The sequence below is a fragment of the Planotetraspora thailandica genome (assembly GCF_016863335.1).
Taxonomy (GTDB): Bacteria; Actinomycetota; Actinomycetes; order Streptosporangiales; family Streptosporangiaceae; genus Planotetraspora; species Planotetraspora thailandica.
Genome location: NZ_BOOR01000005.1, coordinates 109,139 through 132,144, shown reverse-complemented (window position 1 = coordinate 132,144; position 23,006 = coordinate 109,139). Strand labels below are relative to the sequence as shown.

The following is a 23,006-nucleotide window of genomic DNA, read 5'->3' as shown; positions in this document are numbered from 1 at the left end:
GAGGCATCGTGAGTGTCATCCTGTCCGCGACATTGGCGGCGAACGAGGACATCGTCCGAAGGCGCCGTGCCGGGCACCACATCCTCAACCTGGCCTTCGGCGAGGCCGGACTCCCCGTGCATCCGGCGCTGCGGAGCCGGCTCTCCGAGGCGAGCGGCGTGAACGGCTACGGGCAGGTGGCGGGTTCGGCGGCGCTCCGCGAGGCGGCCGCCGGCTACTGGGCGCGGCGCGGCCTGCCCACCGACCCCGACCTCGTGGTCTGCGGCCCCGGCAGCAAGGCGTTGCTCTTCGGTCTGCTGCTCGCCCTCGGCGGCGACATCGTGCTGCCCATGCCGAGCTGGGTGAGCTATGCGGCCCAGGCCGAGATCGTCGGCGTGCGGCCCATCATGATCCCCCCGCCTCCCGGGGAGGGCGGAGTTCCCGACCCCCGCCTGCTCGCCCGGGCCGTCACCCTCGCCAGGGCGCGTGGCCGTACGGTCAGGTCGGTCCTGGTCACCCTGCCCGACAACCCCACGGGCAGGCTCGCGCGGCCCGAGACGGTGCGGCGCGTCGCCGAGGTGGCGCGCGAGCTGGACCTCACGGTCATCTCCGACGAGATCTACCGCGACCTGGTGCACGACCCGGCCGCCGCGTATGCCAGCCCTGCCGAGTTCGCCCCCGAGCGCACCGTGATCACGACGGGGCTGAGCAAGAGCCTCGCCCTCGGCGGCTGGCGGACGGGGGCGGCACGCCTGGCCGAGCCCGCCCTGCGCGACCGGTTGCTCGCCCTGGCCAGCGAGATCTGGTCGAGCCCCGCCGCCCCGGTGCAACACGCGGCGGCGTACGCCTTCAATGAGCCGGCCGAGCTCGTACGGCGCGTGGCCGACAGCCGCAGGCTGCACGGCATCGTCGCCCGCGCGGTGGCCGACCGGTTCGTGCGGGCGGGCGCGCGCGTGCACGCGCCCCAAGGCGGCTTCTACCTTTACCCCGAAATTTCAGCATTCGGGTCGTCGACCGAGCTGGCCTCCGAGCTGATCGAGAACCACGGCGTGGCCGTGTTGCCCGGAACCGCTTTCGGCGACCGCGCGCACATCCCCCGGGTCCGGGTGGCCACCAGTCTCCTGTACGGAGAGTCGGCCGAGCAGCGCCTCGCGGCGCTTCACGCGGACGACCCCGTGCGGCTGCCGTGGATCGCCGCGTCGCTCAACCATCTGGAGGCCGCTTTGGCGGCTCTTCGCCCAGGTGAAGGGGCGGAAACGGAGGTTCGCCGGCACGAGGAGACGGTCGCTGCGACCCCGATCTGACGGACCGCTCACCACCCCCGCGCGCCACCTGTGATCTTTGCCCAAATCTTTACCTGCGGCCACGCGGAGATCATCTGTCGTCCACCCGTCTGACCTGCGGTTTTGCCGTCGGCCCCGCTGCTTAACCTGAGGCTCGACAAGATGTCTCGTGTCATTTAGCACCAGCCGTGTGCGGCAGACCCCATCATGTGCTCATGCCCGCTTTTGTCACCCTGTCCGGGCGCTTCGTGCGCCTGGAACCGCTCAGCCTGGCGGTGGTCGACGACCTCGTCACCGCTGCTGGTGAAGACCGCTCCACGTATGCCTTCACCCGCGTTCCGGCAGGCCGGGACGAGATGGTCTCCTATGTGGAGGCCGCTCTGGCTGAGCAGGCGGAGGGCCGCACGATGCCCTTCGCCATCCGGTGGCTGCACACCGACCGCGTGGTCGGTGCCACCCGCCTGATGAACCTGGAGTATTGGCAGGGCCCCATGCCCTGGCCTCCGGGGGCCAAGGGGTTGGTCGGCGAGGTCCCGTCCGTGGCGGACATCGGTTACACCTGGCTGGCTGCTTCAGCCCAGGGAACCGGCGTCAACCGGGAGAGCAAGCTCCTGATGCTCACCCACGCCTTCGAGACGTGGCAGGTTCACCGGATCACCCTCAAGGCAGACGTACGCAACACGAGATCCCGGGCCGCCATCGAGGCCCTCGGCGCACACCTCGAGGGTGTGCGACGGGCGGACAGCCGAGGCGCCGACGACACGGTCCGAGATACGGCGTACTACTCCATCCTGGGCTCTGAATGGCCCACCTTGCGAGAACGTCTCCTCGCGAGGCTCAGCCTCGCGACGGCGGCCTGACACCGACCCTGCGACACGGCGCGGCTCTGCACTGAGGAGGCAGGCCGCGCCGAAGACGCGGGGTCTTTCTGTGTCCGGGAACCCCTCTGCCCGGCTTTCCGAGAACGTGGCCGCCCCCGCAGGGGCCACGCCTCGTGATTCCAGAATCACCCTCGGCGCTCAACACCCAGTCAAAGACGAATAAACGCTTCGGTTAACGAGAGCCCTGCTCACTATTGGCCGTGCAATCGGGGATCTATCATTTGGTCGAAAACCGGCCATTAGGAGACGGGGCACATGCCAGGGGACGCGACCGCGAGCGGCCTTCGCTTCGCCGTGCTCGGGCCCGTCCTGGCCTGGCGCGACGGTGACGAGCTCGACCTGGGCACGCCGTTGCAACGCTCCATCATCGCGATGCTGCTTCTCCGCGAGGGACGCGCGGCCACTCCGGCCGAGATGATCGACGCCGTCTGGGGCGAGGACGCCCCACCCCGCGCCCTCGGCGCGCTGCGCACCTACGTCTCCCGCCTGCGCACCGCCCTGGAGCCCGACAGGTCTCCCCGCACCCGCCCCGAGCTGCTCACCTCCGTCGGCCGCGGCTATGCCCTGCGCCTCGACCCGGTGCGGCTCGACCTCGGCGTCTTCCAGCAGGAGACCGCCGCGGCGGAGGCCGCCCGCCGCTCCGGCGACGTCTTCCGCGCGGCCGAACTGCTGCGCGGCGCGCTCGCGTTGTGGTCGGGCGAGCCGCTGGCCGGGGCGGTCGGACCGTACGCGGAGCAGCAGCGCGACCGGCTCATCGAGCGCAGGATCGGCACCGTCGAGAGCCTGATGGAGCTCGACCTGGAGCTGGGGCGCCACGCCGACGTGGTGTCGGAGCTGATCGCGCTCACCGCGCAACACCCGCTGCGCGAGCGCCTGCGCGCGCAGCTGATGCTGGCCTACTACCGCTGCGGCAGGCAGGCGGACGCGCTGTCGGTCTTCACCGACACCCGGGGCGCCCTGATCGAGGAACTCGGCATCGAGCCGGGCGCGGATCTGACCGACCTCCACCGCCGCATCCTCGCCGCCGACCCCTCGCTCGCCCCCGCCAGGCCCCCCGAGCCCGTACGGCCGGCCGTGATCGAGCCGATCGACGTGGTGCCCGAGGCCGAGCCGGTCGTGGAGATGCCCAAACCGGCGCAGCTGCCCGCCGCCGTCACCGACTTCACCGGCCGCAAGGCCCTCGTCAGCCGCCTGCTGACGCTGCTCGCCGACGGAGACGGCGTGCCTGTCGCCGCGATGTCGGGCATCGGCGGCGTGGGGAAGACCACGCTCGCCGTCCACGTGGCCCACCTCGCCGAAGACCTGTTCCCCGACGGGCAGCTCTACGCCGACCTGCGCGGATACGGCAACGAGCCGACGCCGCCCGAGACCGCGCTCGCCGCCTTCCTGCGCGCGCTCGGCATCCCCGTCGACGTCATCCCCGACGGCCTGGCCGAACGTTCGGCGTTGTTCCGGTCTCTGCTGGCCGATCGGCGCATGCTGGTGTTGCTCGACAACGCCCGCGACGCCGACCAGGTGGAGCATCTGCTTCCCGGGTCCGCCGGCTGCGCGGCGATCATCACGAGCCGTGGCAAGCTGGCCGACCTGCCCGCCGCCCGGCTGATCGACCTCGACGTGATGGAGCCGGACGAGTCGTTGTCGCTGCTGTCGGCCGTGGCAGGGCCCGAGCGGGTGGCCGCCGAGCGCGCCGCCGCCATGGACGTGGTCGCCGCCTGCGGTTTCCTGCCGCTGGCGGTGCGCATCGTGGCGGCGCGGCTCGCCGCACGCCCCTCCTGGACGGTGGCGTCGCTGGTCCCCCGCCTGGCCGACGAGCGCCGCCGCCTCGACGAGATGAAGATCGGCAACCTCGCCGTCTCGGCCACCTTCGCACTGGGGTACGGCCAGCTCGACGAGCGGCAGGCCCGCGCGTTCCGCCTGCTCGCCCTGCCGAGCGGTTCCGACATCTCCGCGCACGCCGCCGCGGCCGTGCTCGACCTCAGCCCGCTGGAGGCCGAGGACCTGCTGGAATCTCTCGTCGACGCCAGCCTGCTCGAGGCGCCCGCACCCGGCCGCTACCGCTTCCACGACCTCCTCAAGCTCTTCGCCCGCCGCAAGGCCGAGGAGACCGACGACCCGCGTGAGCGGGCGCAGGCCCTGCGCCGCCTCCTCGGGTTCTATCTCGGCTCGGCCAGGGAGGCGCACCGGCTGGCCTACGAGGGCAGCACGATCGCCGACAGCCTGGCCGTCATCGGGTCGCGTGGCCACACCTTCGCGACGGCCGACGGGTCCGTGGCCTGGCTGGCTGCCGAGGCGGACGACCTGTTCGCCGCGCTCGGCCAGGCCGCCGAAGCCGCCCGGACGCCCCAGGACCTCCAGCCCGCCGCCGACCTGCTGCTCGCGATGGAGCCGCTGCTCGAGTCGGGCGCCAACCAGCGCGAGTTCGAGCAGCGGGGCACGGCGATCCTGAGCGCCGCGCAGCGCGTGGGCGATCCGCGCAGCGAGATGCGCTGCTCCTACGTCCTCGGCCGCGTGCTGTTCGGGGCCAACCGGCTCGACGAGGCCGAAAGGCACTTCCTCCTGGCGCGCGGGCTCGCCGAGCGGACCGCCGACCACATCGTGCTCGGGGAGACGTGCAACGCCCTTGCCGTCGTGTCCGGACGGCAACGCCGCCACGTCGAAGCCCTCGAATGGTACGAACGGGCCACCACCGTCTTCCGCGCGGTCGGCAACCCGGCGGGCGAGGCCCTGGCTCTGAGCTATTCGGCCCGCGACCATCTCGGCCTCGGCAACCCCGAAGCCGCCATCGCGGCCTCCGAACGCGGGCTCGCCGTGTTCTCCGAGATCGGCAGCGGCGCCGGCATGGCCCGGGCGCGCTACCACCTGGGCATCGTGTTGTCCTTCGTCGGACGGCTCAACGAGGCCGTCGTCCACCACGCCGAGTGCCTGTCCTTCTTCCGCGCCAGCCGGCAGCGGGTGTGGGAGCAGCGGGTGTGCTACCGGCTCGCGGCGACGTTCATCGCCGCAGGCCGTTACGCCGAGGCGTCCCGCCACGCCGAGCAGGCCCTGACCGTCAGCCGTGAGATCACCCACCCGTACGGCGAGGCGCAGTCGCTCACCGCGCTCGGGAAGGCCCTTCGCGGCGTGGGCGAGGAGGCGCGCGGCAGGGACGCCCTAACCAAGGCCCTCGACATCTTCACCAGGCTCGGCTCTCCGGAGGCGGAGGACGTCCGGATCCTCCTGCGTGAGGCCGGGGAACTCGACCAGGTCGAGAAGTAGGTCGTCGTCCAGCCGCGTCATCCGGATGTGGTTGATCACCAGTGGGCTCTCGCTTCCGGTGGTCTGCGGGAGGCTCGATCCCGCGCTGACGGGGGGTTGCGCCCGGCCGGTCATCGCCGTCACCCGGCGGGCGCAGGCCCGGTTGTCTCCAGCGCGCCCGGTGACGGCCAGCCGCCTCGCATGACGACCGGCCGGACTTGGCGCGGATCCCGAACCCCCCCGGATCCGCGCCCGAAATCAGACTCGTGCCCGGTGGTCAACGTCCGATCAACGCTCGTTTGCAACCCTGAGGAAGCCCTCGGCGACCAGCGGGCGCAACGTGGCGGGCGCCCGGCCGATCAGCTCCCCGGCGTCCGCGCCGATGAGTTCCGCGATGGCGGCGAGCAGCGGCCGTGCGGGCAGATCTCCGTCGGCCGCACCCGCGAGGGCGGCCTCCACCGTCCCGACCGCCGCCGTACGGCGAAGCCCCCGGGTCTGCCGCAACACGATCCGCGAGGGGTCGTCGGCCCCGGGCGGGCCCGTGCGCTCCTCGACCACCCCGTCGGCCACGGTGAGGAAGGCGTCGAGCAGGTCCTCGTCCGAGATCCGGTGACCGGTCCTGATCTGCTCGATGACGTCGCCGACATAGCCGCCCACGGGCAGCTCCACCTGGTGGGACAACTCCTCCACGCGCACGACCGGATCCATCGAGCCCGCGTTGTGCAGGGCGATCCAGCCGAAGCCGACGCCGGTGACGTCCATCGCGTCGAACCAGGCCAGCCACTCGTCGTACCGCTCCCGGTAGGCCGCCGTGCCCTGCTCGGCCGCGTCGCGCAGCCACAACTCCACGTATTCGGCGGGATCCTGCACGTCGCGCTGTGCGGCCCAGCCGTCGCAGCCGGTCTCGGCCAGCCAGCCGCCCACGCGGTCGCGCCAGTCCTCGCCCTTGACGTGCAGCCAGTTGGCCAGGAAGCGGCCGTGGCCGTCCTGCGCGAGGTGGCGGGGCGTGCGCAGCACGAGGTCGCGGCAGAAGTCGTCACCGTGGAAGCCCGACTCGCGGTAGGTGAACCGGCCGGCCGGCGAGATCACGAAAGGCGGGTTGGACACGACGAGGTCGAACCGCTCGCCGTCCACGGGGTCGTACATCGAGCCCTCCCGGGCCTCGACCCCCTCGACTCCGGACAACCGCCAGCTCAGCCAGGCCAGCTCCAGCGCCCTCGGATTCACGTCGGTCGCCACGACCTCCTCGGCGCGCCCGGCGAGGTGCAGCACCTGCACACCGCACCCCGTGCCGAGGTCGAGCGCCCTGCCGACCGGGCCGCCCGCCCCCAGCTGGGCGAGGTTGGCCGACGCGCCGCCCGCGCCCACCACGTGGTCGGCCCGCAGCGCCGGATCACCCGGCCGCACCTTCCGGTCGGAGACGACCCACGCCGGGCCCGCCTGGCCCCACGCGGAGGCGTCCCACGGTTGCAGGTGCACTCCGGCCTGTACGGCGTCGCCGTGCCGTACGACCAGGCCCGCCTCGGCGAGCTCGGCCAGCGGCAGCGCGGCGGCGTCGGCCGCGGCGACGGGCACGCCGAGCCACCACAGGCGGATGAGCGTGGCGAGCGGATCGGCGTCACGTGTGGCGCGCAACGCCGGGACGATCTCCTCGCGTGCCATGGCGGTCGCGGCGACGTCGCCCAGCCGCTCCCGCACGCCGTCGATCGTGTAACCGGCCTCAGTGAACGCGTCACGAAGCCTCGGGACCAGGTCGGATGGGGAGGGCACGGGAGGAATCTATCGCGGCAGGGTCAGCCCACCGCCGGCCAGTGGGGATGCTTCGGGGCCTCGCCCCTGAGGAGGCGGGCGATGTCGTCGACGAGCAGCTCTGCCTGGCCGAGTTCGGTCTCGTCGGTGGCCTCGCCGAGGTGAGGGGTCAGCACGACGTTGCGCAGCCGGGTGATCGGATGCCCTGGCTCCAGCCACTCCCGCTCGAAGTGGTCGAGCCCCGCCCCTCCGAGATGCCCCCAGCGCAGCGAGTCGACCAGGGCGGTCAGGTCGTTGACGGCCGCCGTCGAGGTGTTCAGGTAGATGGCGCCCTTCTTCATCAGGCCGAATTCGGTGGGCCCGATGAAGGTCCTGGTCTCCTCCGTCACGGGGACGTGCAGCGACACGACGTCGGCCTCGCGCAGCAGGTCGCGCAGCTCGTGGGTCGCCTCAGGCACGAAGGGGTCGGCCGCGATCACCCGCATCCCCAGGCCTTCGGCCCGCCACCGTACGGCACGGCCGACCCGGCCGAGCCCGACGATGCCGAAGGTGCAGCCGGCCATCCGCCTGCCCCGGTGCCGGTGGCCGGGCGCGATCCCGCCTCGGAAGACCTGGCCGCGCCTGATCTCCCGGTCGGCGGCGGCGATGTGCCTGCTGACGGCGAACAGAAGGCCGACGGTGAGTTCGGCGACCGCGTCCGCGTCCCGCTCCGGGGCCCACAACACGGGTACCCCACGCTGCTCGGCCAGGCGCAGGTCGACGCCGACGGCGGTCCCGACGCAGGCGACGGCGGTCAGCGGCAGGTCCAGCACGGGCTCGGTGACCTCGTCGCCCTCGACTACGAGCACGGTCGCCCCGGACGCGACGACCAGATCGGCGAGTACCTCCGCGGGGAAGCCGTGCCCGGGCCGTCCGGCCAGCGCGGGGTCGTCCACGATGTCCACGATGTCGCCGAGCCTGGCGCGGGCGCGCGCGGGAAGCTCGGCCAGGACAAGAGCCCTGGGCCGCCCGAGATCATGCCCTAGTGCCACAGTCGCGACGATATCGGGTGACGGACCAGCAGCGTTCGAGGTGGTGGCGCCGTCCCGGGATCGTTCACCGGGTTCCGCGTCGGGAGTTCCGCAGGTGACCGAGTGGATCGCATTCGGGTCGCATCACGGCATCCTGAGGCTGTTCCACGCGGCCTCGCTGAGCCCGCGGATCTCCTCCTTTGTCGGCTGGTGGGCTCCCGCGAACCACAGGCGGCACATCTCCTGGGCGGGCCCGAGCCACAGGACGTAGCACATCGTCGCGTCAACGGGCCGCAGCAGGCCGTTCTTCATGTGGGGACGCCACCAGTCGGACACCCGGCGGAAGAACGCCCGCCGCGCCTCGTGGACCTCAGGACCGCCCGGATCCTCACGCCGGGGCGGCCGCTCGCTGATCAGGAGTCGCGCTCGCTCGGGATGCTCGCCGCACCAGGCCATGTGCATCGCGACGATGGCCTCGATCCCGTTCTGGGCGTCCGCGTGGCGGGTGAGCTCGCCGACGAAGGCGGCCTGGTACATTTCCAACGTCTCGGAGTACAACACCCCGAAAACATGCTCTTTGCTCGCGAAGTGGTGATAAAAACTCCCCACGCTGACGCCGCTCTCCTCGCGGAGGCTGGCGAGCGTCGTGGCGGAGACACCATCCTGGCTGAACCTGCGCAGGGCGCCCTCGATGATCCTTGTGCGGCCGTCGCGGCCGCTCTTCGGGCTCTTCACACGGTCAATGGTGACCCAACAGAACCTTATTCTGCAAATGTGCCGTCCGTTTTGACCCTCGACCCGGGCGGCGCGGCCCTGTCATTGTGGCAGGCACCCCCATCCGGCAAGGGATTCGGGCCGCAGGGCCGCATCTGGGTCTAATGCGTAGACTGAGATGCGGGAAGGCAGTGGATGGACGATGCGCGACATGCTGCACACACGGGTGGAAAACTGCTCGATCGAGCGATCGCTGGCCGTCCTCGGCGAGAAGTGGACGCTGCTCGTCCTGCGTGAGGCCTTCAACGGTGTCAGGCGCTTCGCCGACCTCCAGGCGGGCACCGGCGCCCCCCGCCAGGTGCTGAGCGCCCGGCTCTCCCGGCTGGTCGAGGAGGGCCTGCTGCGCAAGACGCCCTATCAGGAGCCCGGGCAGCGGCAGCGCGACGAATACCGTCTCACGGAGAAGGGCCTGGATCTGTATCCGATCCTGATCGCCCTGATGCACTGGGGCGACCGGTACGTCGCCGATCCCGAGGGCCCCTCGGTGGTCATCACCCACCGCGGCTGCGGGGCCCCGGTGGATCTGAGGCTCCACTGCGCCGACGGCCACGAGGTGGCCGGCCCCCGGGAGGCCACCGCACTCCCCGGCCCCGGCCTGCGCTCCCCCGCCTGAACGGGCCGTGACTCCTCGCCCGACCCGGGGCGCGGGCGGCTGGGACACGACCTGAGGGCGGGACCGCTCACCCGGCTGCCTACCCTGGTTGCGTGTACCGGTTCCTCCTCACGCCGCGCTGGCTCGGGTTCCACGTGCTCGTGCTCGCGCTCATCCCCGCCTTCGTCTTCCTGGGCCGATGGCAGTTGGGGCGATTCGAGGAGAAATCGGCCGCCAGGACACTGATCACGGCCAACCTCAACAGCGCGCCCGTCCCCCTGCCGACGCTCGACAAGGTGGGCGGATCGGTGCCGAACGCGGTGAAGTTCCGCCCCGTCACCGTTCAGGGCAGCTACGACCCGGCGCACGAACTCGTGGTGCGGCGGCGCACGCAGAACAGCGTCGTCGGCTTCTACGTGATCACCCCCCTGACGACCTCCGGCGGGACCGTGCTGGTCAACCGCGGCTGGGTGCCGGCCGGGGCGACCGCCGACAGCCCTCCCCAGGTGCCGCCGGCCCCCACGGGCGAGGTGACCGTCACCGGACGGCTCAGGCCCGCAGAGACCGAGGACACGACGGGGATCAGAAACCGCAGCGGCCTGCCCCCCGGCCAGATCCTGCTGATCAACACCACCGACATCGGGAAGACGCTGTCCTACCCGCTGTACGGCGGATTCGTCGAGCTGACCGCGCAGCAGCCGCAGACCGGAGCGGCGCCGGACCCGGTCCCCACGCCCGACACGGGAGACGGCGGCGGCCTCAACCTGGCCTACGCCGTCCAGTGGTGGCTGTTCATCGGCGTGGCCGTCGGCGGCTGGTTCCTCCTCATCCGCCGCGAGGCTCAGGACCTCCAAACCGCCGCCGCGCGGACCTCCGGAACTTCCGGGGAGCCGGTTTCCACCCAAAAAGCGGTGATTCGGCAGCCCACGGAGGCGGAGGGCTGAGACACCAGATCGCCGGGCCGCCGCACCGAAGCGACCGCTAGTCCGTAGGGTTGTCCAGACCGGCTTTCCCCCCGAGCTACGGAGGCCCGATGCGCTCCCTGATCTGGATGAAACACGCCGGCGCCGAATACGCGGAGGCCGGCGTCTCCGACGGCCTGGTGATCGACTACCCCGGACGGGCCCATGCCGTACGGTGAAACCCCTGACCGCGACGTGAAGACCCCGCCGGGTGAACGAACGGATACCAACCGGAGACCTTGCAGCTTGTTCGGTGTTATCCCTAGCCTCTACGGTTTACTAACGTGACTACGCCTTCCAATCCCGACCCAGAGCCGAGGCAGCGGAAGTACGTGGTCATATCAGCCGATGATCACCTGATCGAGCCGGCTGACCTGTTCGACGACCGCCTGCCGGAGAAATACAAGGACCTCGCCCCCAAGGTCGTCGAGACCGACGCCGGCCACCAGGTGTGGCGGTACGGCGGGGCCACCTATCCGTGCGCGGGGCTCGACGTGGGCGCCGGCCTGCCCAAGGAGCAGTGGACGCTCGACCCCGTCCGCTTCGAGGACATGCGGCCCGGCTGCTACGACATCGAGGCCCGGATCGAAGACATGGACCGCGGTGGGATCTGGGCCGCCCTGTGCTTCCCCGGAATGCTCGCCGGGCAGGCGGGCATGCCCTTCGCCAGGACACGCGACCAGGACCTCGGCCTGGCGCTGGTGAGGGCGTGGAACGACTGGCACGTGGACGTGTGGGCCGGCACCTACCCCGAGCGGATGATCGCGCTGCAGTTGCCCTGGCTGCCCGACCCGGAGGTCGCGGCCAAGGAGATCAGGGACAACGCCGCGCGGGGCTTCAAGGCCGTCGTCTTCCCTGAGTTCCCGACGCGGCTGCGACTGCCGTCGATCCACAGCGGTCACTGGGACCCGTTCTTCGCCGCCTGCGAGGAGACCGGCACTGTCGTCTGCCTGCACACGGGATCGTCGTCGTGGGCGCCCGTGCCCTCCACCGACACCCCGATCGAGGCGATCACCACGCTCATCCCGGCGAGCGCGATGTTCGCCTGCGCCGACTGGCTGTGGTCGGGCATTCCGCTGCGGTTCCCCGCCCTGCGCATCCTGATCGTGGAGGGCGGCGTCGGCTGGTTGCCGATGCTCTCCGAACGAGCCGACTACGCGCTCGACCACCCGGTGGCGAACGAGACCACCTGGGAGGGCGGCCTCAAGCCCAGCGAGGTGCTGCGGCGGAACTTCTTCTTCGGCACGCTCGACGACAGCGCGCTGGGCGGGGTCAGGCTCGCGGTGGGCATGGAGCACGTGCTGCTGGAGAGCGGCTACCCGAGGGCCGAGTCCACCTGGCCGGACACTCAGCAGTCGGTGACGAAGAACCTCGGCATCCTGCCGCCCGCCGACGTCGCCAGGGTGGCGTACGGCAACGCCGCACGCCTGTTCGGGCATCCCCTGCCGTCCCGGGCCTGGCTCCGGATGGAGGAGCTCTAGGCGGGCCTGGCGGGCAGCCTGGGCACGCTCTGGACCAGCCTGCGGGTGTAGGGGTGGCGGGGCGAGCCCAGGACGTCGGCGGTGTCGCCCTGCTCCACGACGCGGCCCCGCTCCAGCACGGCCACCTGTGGGCACAGGGCGGCCACGACGGCGAGGTCGTGGGAGACCATCACGACGGTCAGGCCGCGGGTCTCCCTCAGCTCGGCCAGCAGGTCGACGATGCGCACCCGGGTCGACACGTCGAGGGCGCTGACGGGCTCGTCGGCCAGCAGCACGCGCGGCTCGCACACGATCGCGCGGGCGATGGCGACCCGCTGCCGCTGCCCGCCGGAGAACTCGTGGGGATAGCGGGCGGCGGCGTCCTCGGGGAGACCGACGGCCCGCAACGCCGCGGCGACGCGCTCGGCGGCCTCGGCGCGCCGGGTGGCGCGCGGCCCACCGGCCGTCAGGCCGAGCGAACGGAGCGGCTCGGAGACGATCCTGCCGACGCTCTGGCGCGGGTCGAGCGACGAGTACGGATCCTGGAAGACCGTCTGCACGGAGCTCCGGAAGCCGCGCATGAGCCGCTTGTCGCCGAGGGCGAGCGGGGCGCCGTCGAACAGGACGCTCCCGCTCGTCGGGGCGGCCAGCCCGAGCAGCAGGCGCAGCAGCGTGGTCTTCCCCGCACCCGACTCGCCCACCAGGGCCACGCCCCTGCCCCGCGTGACCTCGACGGACACGTCCGCGAGCACGGGGGCGGAGCGGCGGTAGGCGAAGCCCGCCTCACGCGCCTCGATGATCGGCGGGATCATGGCGTTCCTCCCCCTTTCAACCTGTCCAGGGCCGCGTCGAGCACCCTGGCGCTGTCCACCAGCTCGCGCGCGTACGGATGCCGGGGGTCGTTCACGACGTCGAGGGCGCTTCCCGACTCGACCGCGGCACCGTCCTTGAGAATGAGGACGTGGTCGGTGAGGCCGGCCACGACCGCGAGGTCGTGGCTGATGAACAGCAGGGCCATGGAGCGCTCGGCGACCAGGCCGTCGAGCAGCGCGAGCACCTCGGCCTGCACGGTCACGTCGAGCGCAGTGGTCGGCTCGTCGGCGATCAGCAGGGCGGGCCTGCATGCGAGCGCCATGGCGATCGCCACACGCTGGCGCTGCCCGCCGGAGATCTCATGCGGGTAGGCCCGGGCGATCCGGCGCGGCTCGGCCAGCCGTACCTCTTCGAGGGCGGCGAGCACCGCCTTGTCCAGGGCGCGGCCGCGCAGCCCCTGCCTGCGCCGCAACGGCTCGGCGACCTGGCGGCCGATCCGCATGAGCGGGTCGAGCGCGGTGAGCGGCTCCTGGAAGACCACGCTCGTGACCTGCCCCCGCAACCGGGTGAGCCGCCGCTCTGGGGCGCCGACGACCTCCGTGCGGTCCGTGCCGGGCGCGTCGAACACGACGCTGCCGGAGGCGGTCATCCCCGGCGGCAGCAAGCCCATGATCGCCAACGCGGTCAGCGACTTTCCTGAGCCGGACTCGCCGATCAGGCCGAACCGCTCGCCCGCCTCGACGGTGAACGACAGGTCGCTGACCAGGTCGCGGCCGCCGGCCGCGCGCACGTGCAGTCCTGCGACCTCCAGCAGGCTCATCGCCGCCGCCTCCTCCGGGTCGGGTCGGCGACGTCACGCAGGCCGTCCGCGACCAGGTTGACGCCCACGACGAGCAGGACGATGAGCACGCCCGGGGCGATCACGCCGACCGGGGCGATGAAGACGCTCGCCTGGGCCTCGGCGAGCATGCGTCCCCACGACGCGTTCGGCGGCGGCGCGCCCAGACCGAGATAGGACAGGCTCGCCTCCGCCAGTACGGCCAGGCCGAACTGGAGCGCCAGATTGACCGTGAGTGTGGGCCAGATGTTCGGCAGCACATGCTCGGCGATGACGCGGGGCCACGACGTGCCCGACGTGCGCGAGGCCGTGATGTAGTCCTGGGCGAGCACGCGCTTGACGAGCACCCGGGTGAGCCGGGCGACGATCGCCGACATGGCCAGCCCGATCGCAACGATCGCCGAGGTGAGCGAGGCCGTCTGGGTGGCGGCGACGAGCATGGCCAGCAGCAGCGTCGGAAACGCGATGAGGATGTCCAGCAGGGCCGAGACGACGTCGTCCAGCCACCGGGTGGCGAACCCGGCGGCGAGACCGGCGGCCAGACCGATCACCCCGCCCAGCACGACCGATCCCGCCCCCGCCGCAAGGGCGATCCGCGCGCCGATCATCAGCTGTGTGAGGAGGTCGCGGCCCAGCTTGTCGGTGCCGAGCAGGTGCGGCAGGCCGGGTGGCATCAGCCGGTCGCCCGAGGTGTCGTCCGGGGTGAACGGCACCCAGAAGAGCGACACGACCGCGACGGCGACCACCAGGCCGACGAGCACGCAGCCCGCGGTGAGCGGAAGCGATCGGCGCCTGGCCGTACGAGCCTGGGCGCTCATCGGGCGTCCCTGGCGAGCGAATGGCGCAGCCGCGGATCGATGAGGCGTTGCGCGAGGTCGGCGACGAAGCCGATGACCAGCACGACGAGCGTGCTGACGAACAGGATGCCCTGGATGACCGGGTAGTCGTGCTGGGCGAGCCCCTTCACGAGCATGCCGCCGAGCCCGGGCAGGGCGAAGACGCTCTCGACGACGACCGCGCCGAGGAAGGTGGTGGCCAGTTCGATGCCCAGGATCGAGATGACCGGCACGATCGCGTTGCGCAGGCCATGCCGCCACATCGCGCGGGCGAAGGACGAGCCGAGCGCGCGTGATGTGCGCAGGTAGTCGCTGCCGAGCACGTCCAGCGTGGCCGAGCGCACATAGCGGATGAGCGACGCCGCCATGACGAGCGCGATCGTGACGACCGGCAGCACGAGCGATGTGAGCGCCTGCGCGGGATCGGCCCAGTCGTCCTGTGGGAAGCCCCCCGCGGGCAGCACCCGCAGCGAAAGCGAGAACACCGTGATCAGGAGCATGCCGACCCAGAAGACCGGCACCGCGATGCCGAGCTGAGAGACGCCGCTCAGCAGCGTGCCGTACCAGGTGTCCGCCTTGTGCGCGGCGACGAACCCGACGGGCAGCGCCACGACGACGGCGAGCGCGAACGACAGCAGGGTGAGCGGCACCGTGACGGCCAGACGCGAGGCGATCTCCGGGCCGACCGGGAGCGTGCTGACGAACGACGTGCCGAGGTCGAAGGTCGCCATCTGGCCGATCCAGGAGACGAACTGCGCGGCCAGCGGGCGGTCGGTCCCGATCTGGTGGCGGGCGGCCGCGATCTGGTCCGGGGTGGCGCCGACCGACAGCAGCGAGTTGGCGGGGTCGCCGGGCAGCAGGCGCAGGAGCAGGAACAGGACGGCCGCGGCCAGGAGCAGCGAGACGACGAGGAACGCCGTCCGGCGCAGCAGGTAGGCGGTCATCGGGGTCCGATCGATGCGGGAGTCATTGCGGGGCCGCCCCGGCCTGCCGTACAGGCCGGGGCGGGGGCGTCAGGCGGTCTTCTTGATTCCGTAGGCGTAGAACTGCGAGTTGAGCCCGTTGAGGGGGTAGCCCGACAGCGACGAGGAGGCGACGACGATCTGCGGGTAGAGGTACAGCCAGTCGCTGGCGGCGTCCGCGGCGATCTGCTCGTTGACCGTCTTGAGCAGGGCCGTCTGCTCGTCGGTGGTGTCCGACTGCTCGGCCTGCTTCACCCAGTCGGTGACCTGCGGGTTGTCGTAGCCCCAGTAGAACGTCGGGTCGCCGTACCAGACGACGTCACGGTCGTTGACGTGCTCCTGCATCGTCGCGGCGAAGTCGTGGTTCTTGTAGACCTTCGTGTACCACTGGTCGGCGGTGATGATGTTGATGTTCACCGTGATGCCGACCTTGGCCAGCTCCGACTTGATGAACGTCGCCGCCGTGGGGTGCGGGTCGTAGTTCGGGGTGTCGAGGGTGAAGCTGAACCCGTTGGCGTAGCCCGCGTCGGTCAGCTCCTTCTTGGCCAGCGCCGGGTCGTACGGGTTGACCTTGGTGAGGTCCTCGTACCACGGGTCGGTCGGGGGCACCATCGAGCCGATCAGCGTGCCGTAGTCGCCCCAGATGGAGTTGAGCAGCTTCTTGTTGTCGATCGCCGAGGTGACCGCCTTGCGGACGAGCGGCTTGTCGAACGGCGCCTTCCTGTCGTTGAAGGCGAGCAGGAGCTTGGTCGTGGAGTGCCCGTTGTTGACCTTGTAGTTCGAGTTGCCGTCGAACTGGGCCAGCGCGTCGGGGCTCTGCTCGCTGGTGACGACGTCGACGGCGTTGGTCAGCAGCGCGTTGTTGAGCGCGGTCGCGTCGGTGAAGTAGTGGAACACGACCTCCTTGTTGGTGGGAGGCGTGCCCCAGTAGCCCGCGAAGCGCTCAAGGCTCAGCGTGGAGCCGCGCTTCCACGTGCCCAGCGTGTACGGCCCCGTGCCGTCTTCCGAGGTCGTGAGGCTTTTGGCCTGGTCATTGATGATCCAGATGTAGCTCAGGTTGTAGACGAACGAGATCGACTTGCTCGACAGCGTGACGACTACCGTTTGATCGTCCGGAGTCTCGATCTTCTTGATCATGTCGAAGCTGCTCTTGCGCGCCGACTGCGAATCGGGCGCGGTGACCTTCTCGATGCTGTATTTCACGTCGGCCGAGGTCAGCGGCTTGCCGGAGTGGAACTTCACGCCGTCGCGCAGGGTGAGGGTGTAGGTGAGGCCGTCGGCGCTCACCTTGTAGTCCTTGGCGAGGAGGTTCTCGACCTTGCCGTCGTCGGTGAGCTTGAACAGCCCCTCGTAGACGTTGCCGTTGAACGCCTCGGTGACGCCCTGGCCTCCGCCCGCCGTGTTGTCGAGGTTCTGCGGCTCGTAGAGCGACCCGATCTGGATGGTCGCGTCCTTGTTGAAAGCGCCGGCGGCCGGCGTGCTGCCGGCCGAGCCCGATGAGCCCGTGCCGCCGCAGGCGGCCAGAGCGAGCGCGAGCACCGCTGCGCCGATGAGCGACGTCGTCTTCCTGTTCACTGTTTCTCCTGGTGGTGGCCGTCGGGCCACCGGGCATGCGATGGCGGTGGTGCGGGAACTGCGGGGGGCGCTGGTGTGTCATTCGATACGGCCGCCGGTGAAGAGCCGGGTGTTGCGGCCGAATGCTCGGTGCGGCCTTTTCAGGCGCGGCGTGCTCAGTACGGCTGGAAATCGCCGGTGAAGACGGGTCGCTTCTCGCCGGCCTCGACCGGAACGGGGAAGCGGTTCTGGAACGGCGGCAGCGGACAGTTGTAGTGCACGGAGAAGCCGCACGGCGGCACGAAGGCCTGGTTGAAGTCGAGGACGACCGTGCCGGATCCGGGCTCGTGCGGCACCGTGAGGAAACGCCCGGCGCCGTACGTCACCGAGCCGTTGGTCGGGTCGCCGAAGACGAGCAGCAGTGTCCCCTCGTCGTCGAAGGCGCTCAGGTTGTAGGCGACGCCGTCCAGGGTGAAGGTGATGTCGCCGGGGACCACGAGATCACGCGTGCCGCCGTTGTCGCGGATGTGCTCGAACGGCACCGCCCGCGATCCGGGCACCGGGGTGTAGGTGGCCTCGATCACCCATTCGGGGGCGAACGGGAAGACGTCGATGGTCTCGAAGTGGCGGATCGCCGGGGAGTCGGCATCCCAGAGACGGATGCCGCGTTCCACGTCGCCGGTGCCGATGTGCCGCCGCTCCAGCGTGGTGGCCGTCACGGTGTCAGGCTGCCCGGCGAGCGCCTCTTCCGGCGACTGGTTCGCGTCCGGCGCCGACCAGCGGGTCTCCACGAGCGCGAGGTTGCCTGTGGGCGATGTCACGGCCGCGAGCCGGGAGGCCCTCCAGGCGTCCCAGTTCGCACGCGCGGATTCAATGGTGCGTGTCGAGGCGAGTGCGGGCATGGCGTGGGCAGCTCTATTCGTTCCGGGGTGGGGAAACCTCTCGCCGATGTCACAAATGCACCTTTAGAGAGGTATAGAGAATACCCTACACATATGGGGGGTTTTACCGGCGACGGGGGTGCCCCTTGTAGTGATGTCCGCCGTGCGGGAGCCCGGCGCGCTCCCACTGGACGTACCGCCCGCTCTCGCCCAGCAGCGACGTCATCAGCCAGAGGAAGACGCCGAAGTCGTCGACGACGCCGATGGCGGGCAGGAATTCGGGGATCGCGTCGACCGGGGACACGATGTAGGCCACGGCCAGCCCCAGCATGGTCAGCTTGCCCTTGGACAGCCCGGGATAGTCACCCCTGAGCGAGCGGCGGACCATCCGGGGAAGCGCCCTCACCCGGCTCATCAGACCGGGCGATCCCGGCCGGGAGATCTCCCGGTAAGCACGCCACGTCGCCGCCGCACGTCCCGCCTTCGCCATGCCGCCACCTCCGAGAGACAACCTGCCCCCTTTGCCATCTTGTTAACGTCGCTGGGCTCCGGTGCGGTTCCGCCTGGTTGACTTTCCACAGCCTGTGGATAGACCTCGGAGCCTGTGGGCGACGTCAGCCGAGCACGGGCGCGAGGTCGCGCACCGCCTGGTCGACGGGCACGTCACCACCGGCGAGCGGCGCGAGCACAGGGGTGTCCAGACCGTTCGCCACATACTCCCTGATGCGGGCCCGGCACGTGGCGGCGTCCCCGTGCACGATCAGGTCGTCGACGACCTCGTCGGGAATCGCCTTCACCGCGGCCCGCCGGTCGCCGGCCGCCCACGCCTCCTGCATCGGGCGCAGTACGTCGCCCCTGCCCAGCCAGTCGTGGAAGGCCGCGTACACGGGGACGGTGAGATAGGCGGCGAGCATCCGGCGGGCCGACTCGCGCACCCGGGCCGCGTCTTCGCCGACCATCACGAACAGGCGCGCGATCAGCTCGGTCCCTTCCCCCAGTTCGGCCCGGACCTTCCGTACGTCGGAGGGCGAGACCCAGTTGGTGATCGCGCCGTCGGCCTCCCGCGCGGCCAGGCGAAGCATGCCGGGGCGCAGCGCGGCCAGCACGATCTTGGGCGGGACGGCTGGGGCGTTCTCCAATCGGAAGCCCTTCACCTCGAAGGTCTCGTACGCCTGCGTGACCTTCTCCCCGGCGAGCGCCGCCCGCAGGAAACGCAGGGTGTCACGGGTGCGGGCGTACGGCTTGACGAACTCTCCGGAGTTCCAGTTCTCCACGATCACCGGGGACGACGCGCCGATGCCGAGCACGAACCGGCCCGGCGCGAGATCGGCCAGGGTCGCCGCGGACATGGCGAGCAGGCCGGGACCCCGGGTGGACACCGGGACGATCGCCGTGCCCAGGCGGAGCTCGGGGGCCCACTGCGCGGCGAGGGCCAGGGGAACGAAGCCGTCCATGCCGCTCACCTCGGCCGACCAGGCGTCCGTGTAGCCCAACTCGGGCAGAGCCGCGATGAGCTCCCGCGACCCGCTGAGCGTCTGGTCGAAGAACGGAATCGTCATGCCCCAGCGATCCATGTGCACCCTCCGGTCGGCTTTTCCTGACCTTACCAACCGGCCGGTATGTCCGTCCGTTCACGTACGGAGCTCGTGCACCACCTCGATGAAATCCTTGACGACGCCGCGGACACCCGGCAGGGAGGAAAGCCCCACCAGCCTGTCGACGAGTGACACCGTACGGTCGATCAGGCGGTAAGTGCGCTCACACCCCGGCGAGGTGTCATGCACCCAGAACAGCACAACGCCCATCGACAACAACCACAGCAGCTCGGGCAACTCCGCCCGTAGCCCCGGGTCGATCCGGTCGCGCGACCCTTCCACGACCTGCCGGTAGAGGCCGATCGCCGATTCACGCGTGGGGGTCGACTCCGCGCTGAAGGGGCTCAGCGGGTTGGTGGGCTCGGCCGCGTGCTTGAAGAACTTGACCGCGAACTCGTGGTAGGGCTCCGAGACCCGCACCCATTCGCGGAGCACGCCCTTCAGCCGCCCGGCCAGCGACCGCTCCGTGGCGAGGATCTCGCAGCACGCCTCCTCGTGAGCGGCCTGGGCCCGTTCGTAGTAGGCCTGGATGAGCTGTTCCTTGGAGGAGAAGTAGTAATACGCGTTCCCCACCGATACTCCGGCCTCCGCGGCGATAGCCCGCATGGTCGTCGCCTCGAAACCGCGCTCCTTGAACAACCGGAGGGCCGTCTCGACGATCAACTGGCGTGTCTTCTCGGCCACGTTCGTCACTGTACGGCTTTCGCCCATATCCGGTCACCGCCCCACGTTGGCCTTGACCCCCATCATCAGCTGTGGATTGGGCGTGATCATGCAGAAGTTCGTAGACAAGCGCTCGGCCTGCCCAAACCCGAATCGTGATCATGCAGAAGTTCGAGATCAGCGGCAGTGAGCAGGGCTTTCACCATTCGTGATCATGCAGAAGTTCGTGAATCACGCCCGTGAGCTGGAAAAACCCAACTCGTGATCATGCACTCGACGGTTACGCGGCCCACCCGGCATCGCTGGATGCCTCGGAGACATTGCATGATCGCGTACGGCAGAGCCGCAGCTCGGCTGTGCCGTACGCGAAGAACTGCATGATCACGAAGGACGTCACCGCAGGTCAGAGCCCGCATCCCCGAAGTTCTGCATGATCACGCCTAAGGTTTGGGCAGGCCAGACGGCATGTCGCCGAACTTCTGCATGATCACGCTCAAGGTTCCCCGGAACTTCTGCATGATCACCACAAAGCGTCAGGTGAGGAATTCCTGGGCCACCAGGGCGGCGATCTCGGCGGTGTTCAAGGCAGCCCCCTTGCGGAGGTTGTCGCCGCACACGAACAGGTCGAGCGTGTTCGGGAAATCGAGCGCCTGGCGAATCCGGCCGACGTAGGTCGGGTCGGTGCCCACAACGTCGGCCGGCGTCGGGAAGACGCCGTTCGCCGGGTCGTCGAGCACGACGACGGTCGGCGCGGCGTCCAGGACCTCCCGGGCGCCCTCCACCGTGATCTCCCGCTCGAACGTCGCGTGGACCGCGAGGGAGTGGGTGGTCACGACCGGAACGCGGACGCAGGTCGCCGACACCTTCAGATCCGGAATGCCGAGGATCTTGCGCGACTCGTTGCGGACCTTGAGCTCCTCCGACGACCAGCCGTCGTCCTTGAGCGAGCCCGCCCACGGCACGACGTTGAGCGCCAGCGGCGCCGGGAACGGCGATCCGGCGAGGTCGGGCACGGCCTTGCGCACGTCCCCGGCCACGGTGCCCATCGTCCGGTCGCCGGCGACGGCCTCGATCTCCTGGTAGAGCCGCTCGGGCCCGATCACCCCGGCGCCGGAGACGGCCTGGTAGGAGGCGACCACGAGTTCGCGCAGGCCGTATTCCCGGTGCAGCGCGCCCATGGCGGCCATCATCGAGAGCGTGGTGCAGTTGGGGTTGGCGATGATCCCCTTGGGCCGCTCGAGTGCCTTCTCGGGGTTGCACTCGGGCACCACGAGCGGCACGTCGGGGTCCATGCGGAACGCGCCGGAGTTGTCCACGGCCACCGCGCCGCGCGAGGCGGCCATGGGCGCCCATTCGGCGGACACCTCGTCGGGCACGTCGAACATCGCGATGTCGACCCCGTCGAACGCCTCGGGCGCCAGAGCCTGCACGACGACGTCCTCGCCGCGCACCTGGAGCACCTTGCCCGCCGAACGCGGCGAGGCGATCAGGCGGATCTCTCCGTACGCCTCGGACAGGTCGGCCCGGTTGGTCAGGATGTCGAGCATGACGGTGCCGACGGCACCGGTCGCCCCGACGACGGCCAGCGTGGGCTTGCGACTCATCGTCCGGTACCTCCGTACACCACGGCCTCGACCTGGTCGGAGTCGAGGTCGAACGCCCGGTGGGCGGAGGTCACGGCCGCGTCCACGTCGTTCTGGCCGACGACGACCGAGATGCGGATCTCGGAGGTCGAGATCATCTCGATGTTCACGCCCGCGTCGGCCAGCGCGCCGAAGAACTTGGCGGTCACGCCGGGGTGCGAGCGCATGCCGGCGCCGATCAGGGAGACCTTGCCGATCTGGTCGTCATAGAGCAGCTTTTCGAACCCGACCTCGCTCTGCATCTTCTTCAGCGCGGTGAGCGCGGTCTGGCTGTCGTTGGTCGGCAGCGTGAAGGAGATGTCCGTGCGCCCGGTGGCGGCGGCCGAGACGTTCTGGACGATCATGTCGATGTTGATCTCGGCGTCGGCCAGCGTCTTGAAGATGGCCGCGGCCTCTCCGACCTTGTCGGGCACCCCGACCACAGTGATCTTGGCCTCGCTCCGGTCGTGCGCGACGCCGGAGATGATGGGCTGCTCCATCTCGGTTCCTTCGATATTGGGGTCGGAGACGACCCACGTGCCTTCCCGGGTGCTGAACGAGCTTCTGACGTGAATCGGCAGGTTGAACCGCCGCGCGTACTCGACACAGCGCAGGTGGAGGATCCTGGCGCCGCACGCGGCCATCTCCAGCGTCTCCTCGTACGAGATGCGCGGGATCTGGCGGGCCGTACGGACGATGCGCGGATCGGCGGTGAAGATGCCGTCCACGTCGGTGTAGATCTCGCAGACGTCGGCGCCGAGCGCGGCGGCGAGGGCGACGGCGGTGGTGTCGGAGCCGCCCCGGCCGAGCGTCGTGATGTCCTTGGTGTCCTGGGAGACGCCCTGGAAACCGGCGACGATGGCGATCTGCCCGTCGTCGAGCGCCCCCCTGATGCGGCCGGGGGTGACGTCGATGATGCGGGCCTTGCCGTGCGTGGAGTCGGTGATCACGCCGGCCTGCGAGCCGGTGAACGAGCGCGCCTCCTGGCCCAGGTTGGCGATCGCCATCGCCAGCAGCGCCATCGAGATCCGCTCACCCGAGGTCAGCAGCATGTCCAGCTCGCGGCCCGGAGGCAGCGGCGACACCTGCTGCGCCAGCTCGAGGAGCTCGTCGGTGGTGTCGCCCATCGCGGACACGATCACCACGACATCGTTGCCGGCCTTTTTCGTCGCCACGATTCGCTGGGCGACCCGTTTGATACAAGCGGCGTCGGCGACGGAGGAACCACCATATTTCTGGACAACGAGCGCCACAGGAATCTCCGAACGAATCAGGACGTGGAGCTCACAGTGTACTTGGGGGGCTCAAAGGCCCAACT

At 70.3% G+C, this 23,006-nt stretch carries 20 protein-coding genes; 6 read left to right on the top strand and 14 right to left on the bottom strand.

Annotation, left to right across the window (positions count from 1 at the left end):
• Nucleotides 1–8 precede the first annotated feature (8 nt).
• The 3 genes from Pth03_RS03425 (at nt 9) to Pth03_RS03415 (ending at nt 5,398) form a co-directional block, all read left to right on the top strand.
• Nucleotides 9–1,283 carry a pyridoxal phosphate-dependent aminotransferase gene (locus tag Pth03_RS03425; RefSeq protein ID WP_203942610.1) on the top strand — a complete coding sequence of 425 codons (1,275 nt, stop codon included), beginning with the start codon at nt 9–11 and terminating at the stop codon, nt 1,281–1,283.
• 194 nt (nt 1,284–1,477) lie between these two features.
• Nucleotides 1,478–2,122, top strand: a complete 645-nt coding sequence (locus Pth03_RS03420) for a GNAT family N-acetyltransferase (protein WP_203942609.1) — start codon at nt 1,478–1,480, stop codon at nt 2,120–2,122.
• Nucleotides 2,123–2,398: 276 nt separating this feature from the next.
• Complete coding sequence (locus Pth03_RS03415) at nt 2,399–5,398, top strand: AfsR/SARP family transcriptional regulator (RefSeq protein ID WP_203942608.1); 3,000 nt, start codon at nt 2,399–2,401, stop codon at nt 5,396–5,398.
• 267 nt (nt 5,399–5,665) lie between these two features.
• Here Pth03_RS03415 and Pth03_RS03410 read toward each other — a convergent pair whose 3' ends face one another.
• The 3 genes from Pth03_RS03410 to Pth03_RS03400 all read right to left on the bottom strand — a co-directional run bounded on the left by Pth03_RS03410 (nt 5,666) and on the right by Pth03_RS03400 (nt 8,871).
• Nucleotides 5,666–7,147 carry a DUF7059 domain-containing protein gene (locus Pth03_RS03410; protein ID WP_239118726.1) on the bottom strand — a complete coding sequence of 494 codons (1,482 nt, stop codon included), beginning with the start codon at nt 7,145–7,147 and terminating at the stop codon, nt 5,666–5,668.
• Nucleotides 7,148–7,170: 23 nt separating this feature from the next.
• On the bottom strand, nt 7,171–8,157 hold the full coding sequence (locus Pth03_RS03405; protein WP_203942607.1) for an NAD(P)-dependent oxidoreductase: 987 nt from the start codon (nt 8,155–8,157) through the stop codon (nt 7,171–7,173).
• A gap of 123 nt (nt 8,158–8,280) precedes the next feature.
• A complete protein-coding gene (locus tag Pth03_RS03400) occupies nt 8,281–8,871 on the bottom strand; it encodes a TetR/AcrR family transcriptional regulator (RefSeq protein ID WP_203942606.1) in 591 nt (196 codons plus the stop codon).
• 190 nt (nt 8,872–9,061) lie between these two features.
• Between Pth03_RS03400 and Pth03_RS03395 the strand changes: the two genes are divergently transcribed.
• The 3 genes from Pth03_RS03395 (at nt 9,062) to Pth03_RS03385 (ending at nt 11,945) form a co-directional block, all read left to right on the top strand.
• Complete coding sequence (locus Pth03_RS03395) at nt 9,062–9,523, top strand: winged helix-turn-helix transcriptional regulator (RefSeq protein WP_203942605.1); 462 nt, start codon at nt 9,062–9,064, stop codon at nt 9,521–9,523.
• A gap of 92 nt (nt 9,524–9,615) precedes the next feature.
• Nucleotides 9,616–10,446 carry an SURF1 family cytochrome oxidase biogenesis protein gene (locus Pth03_RS03390; RefSeq protein ID WP_203942604.1) on the top strand — a complete coding sequence of 277 codons (831 nt, stop codon included), beginning with the start codon at nt 9,616–9,618 and terminating at the stop codon, nt 10,444–10,446.
• Between the two features lie 302 nt (nt 10,447–10,748).
• Nucleotides 10,749–11,945, top strand: a complete 1,197-nt coding sequence (locus tag Pth03_RS03385) for an amidohydrolase family protein (RefSeq protein ID WP_203942603.1) — start codon at nt 10,749–10,751, stop codon at nt 11,943–11,945.
• On the opposite strand, the gene Pth03_RS03380 is transcribed toward Pth03_RS03385, so the two are convergent.
• From Pth03_RS03380 to Pth03_RS03330, 11 genes are all read right to left on the bottom strand, one after another.
• Nucleotides 11,942–12,736, bottom strand: coding sequence for an ABC transporter ATP-binding protein (locus tag Pth03_RS03380; protein ID WP_239118725.1), 795 nt, complete (start codon nt 12,734–12,736; stop codon nt 11,942–11,944). The two genes, Pth03_RS03385 and Pth03_RS03380, sit on opposite strands and share 4 nt — an antisense overlap.
• A complete protein-coding gene (locus Pth03_RS03375; RefSeq protein WP_203942602.1) occupies nt 12,733–13,557 on the bottom strand; it encodes an ABC transporter ATP-binding protein in 825 nt (274 codons plus the stop codon). Before Pth03_RS03375 ends, Pth03_RS03380 begins: the two co-directional genes overlap by 4 nt.
• Nucleotides 13,554–14,393: an ABC transporter permease gene (locus Pth03_RS03370; protein WP_203942601.1), complete on the bottom strand. Its 840-nt coding sequence runs from the start codon at nt 14,391–14,393 to the stop codon at nt 13,554–13,556. The genes Pth03_RS03375 and Pth03_RS03370 overlap by 4 nt, the downstream gene beginning before the upstream one ends.
• Complete coding sequence (locus Pth03_RS03365; RefSeq protein WP_203942600.1) at nt 14,390–15,355, bottom strand: ABC transporter permease; 966 nt, start codon at nt 15,353–15,355, stop codon at nt 14,390–14,392. The genes Pth03_RS03370 and Pth03_RS03365 overlap by 4 nt, the downstream gene beginning before the upstream one ends.
• Nucleotides 15,356–15,424: 69 nt before the next feature.
• Entirely contained in the window at nt 15,425–16,948 is a 1,524-nt protein-coding gene (locus Pth03_RS03360) for an ABC transporter substrate-binding protein (RefSeq protein ID WP_203942599.1), read from the bottom strand.
• 155 nt (nt 16,949–17,103) lie between these two features.
• On the bottom strand, nt 17,104–17,748 hold the full coding sequence (locus tag Pth03_RS03355; protein ID WP_203942598.1) for a DUF1684 domain-containing protein: 645 nt from the start codon (nt 17,746–17,748) through the stop codon (nt 17,104–17,106).
• A 184-nt stretch (nt 17,749–17,932) separates the two neighbouring features.
• Nucleotides 17,933–18,298, bottom strand: coding sequence for a YkvA family protein (locus Pth03_RS03350; protein ID WP_203942597.1), 366 nt, complete (start codon nt 18,296–18,298; stop codon nt 17,933–17,935).
• Between the two features lie 124 nt (nt 18,299–18,422).
• Nucleotides 18,423–19,382: an LLM class F420-dependent oxidoreductase gene (locus tag Pth03_RS03345; RefSeq protein ID WP_203942596.1), complete on the bottom strand. Its 960-nt coding sequence runs from the start codon at nt 19,380–19,382 to the stop codon at nt 18,423–18,425.
• A 57-nt stretch (nt 19,383–19,439) separates the two neighbouring features.
• Nucleotides 19,440–20,087 (bottom strand): TetR/AcrR family transcriptional regulator, encoded by a 648-nt coding sequence (locus Pth03_RS03340; RefSeq protein WP_239118724.1) that lies wholly within the window; start codon nt 20,085–20,087, stop codon nt 19,440–19,442.
• A gap of 512 nt (nt 20,088–20,599) precedes the next feature.
• The gene (locus tag Pth03_RS03335) at nt 20,600–21,670 is read right to left on the bottom strand and encodes an aspartate-semialdehyde dehydrogenase (RefSeq protein ID WP_203942594.1); all 1,071 of its coding nucleotides are present in this window, start codon (nt 21,668–21,670) and stop codon (nt 20,600–20,602) included.
• Nucleotides 21,667–22,941: an aspartate kinase gene (locus tag Pth03_RS03330; protein WP_203942593.1), complete on the bottom strand. Its 1,275-nt coding sequence runs from the start codon at nt 22,939–22,941 to the stop codon at nt 21,667–21,669. The genes Pth03_RS03335 and Pth03_RS03330 overlap by 4 nt, the downstream gene beginning before the upstream one ends.
• Nucleotides 22,942–23,006 lie beyond the last annotated feature (65 nt).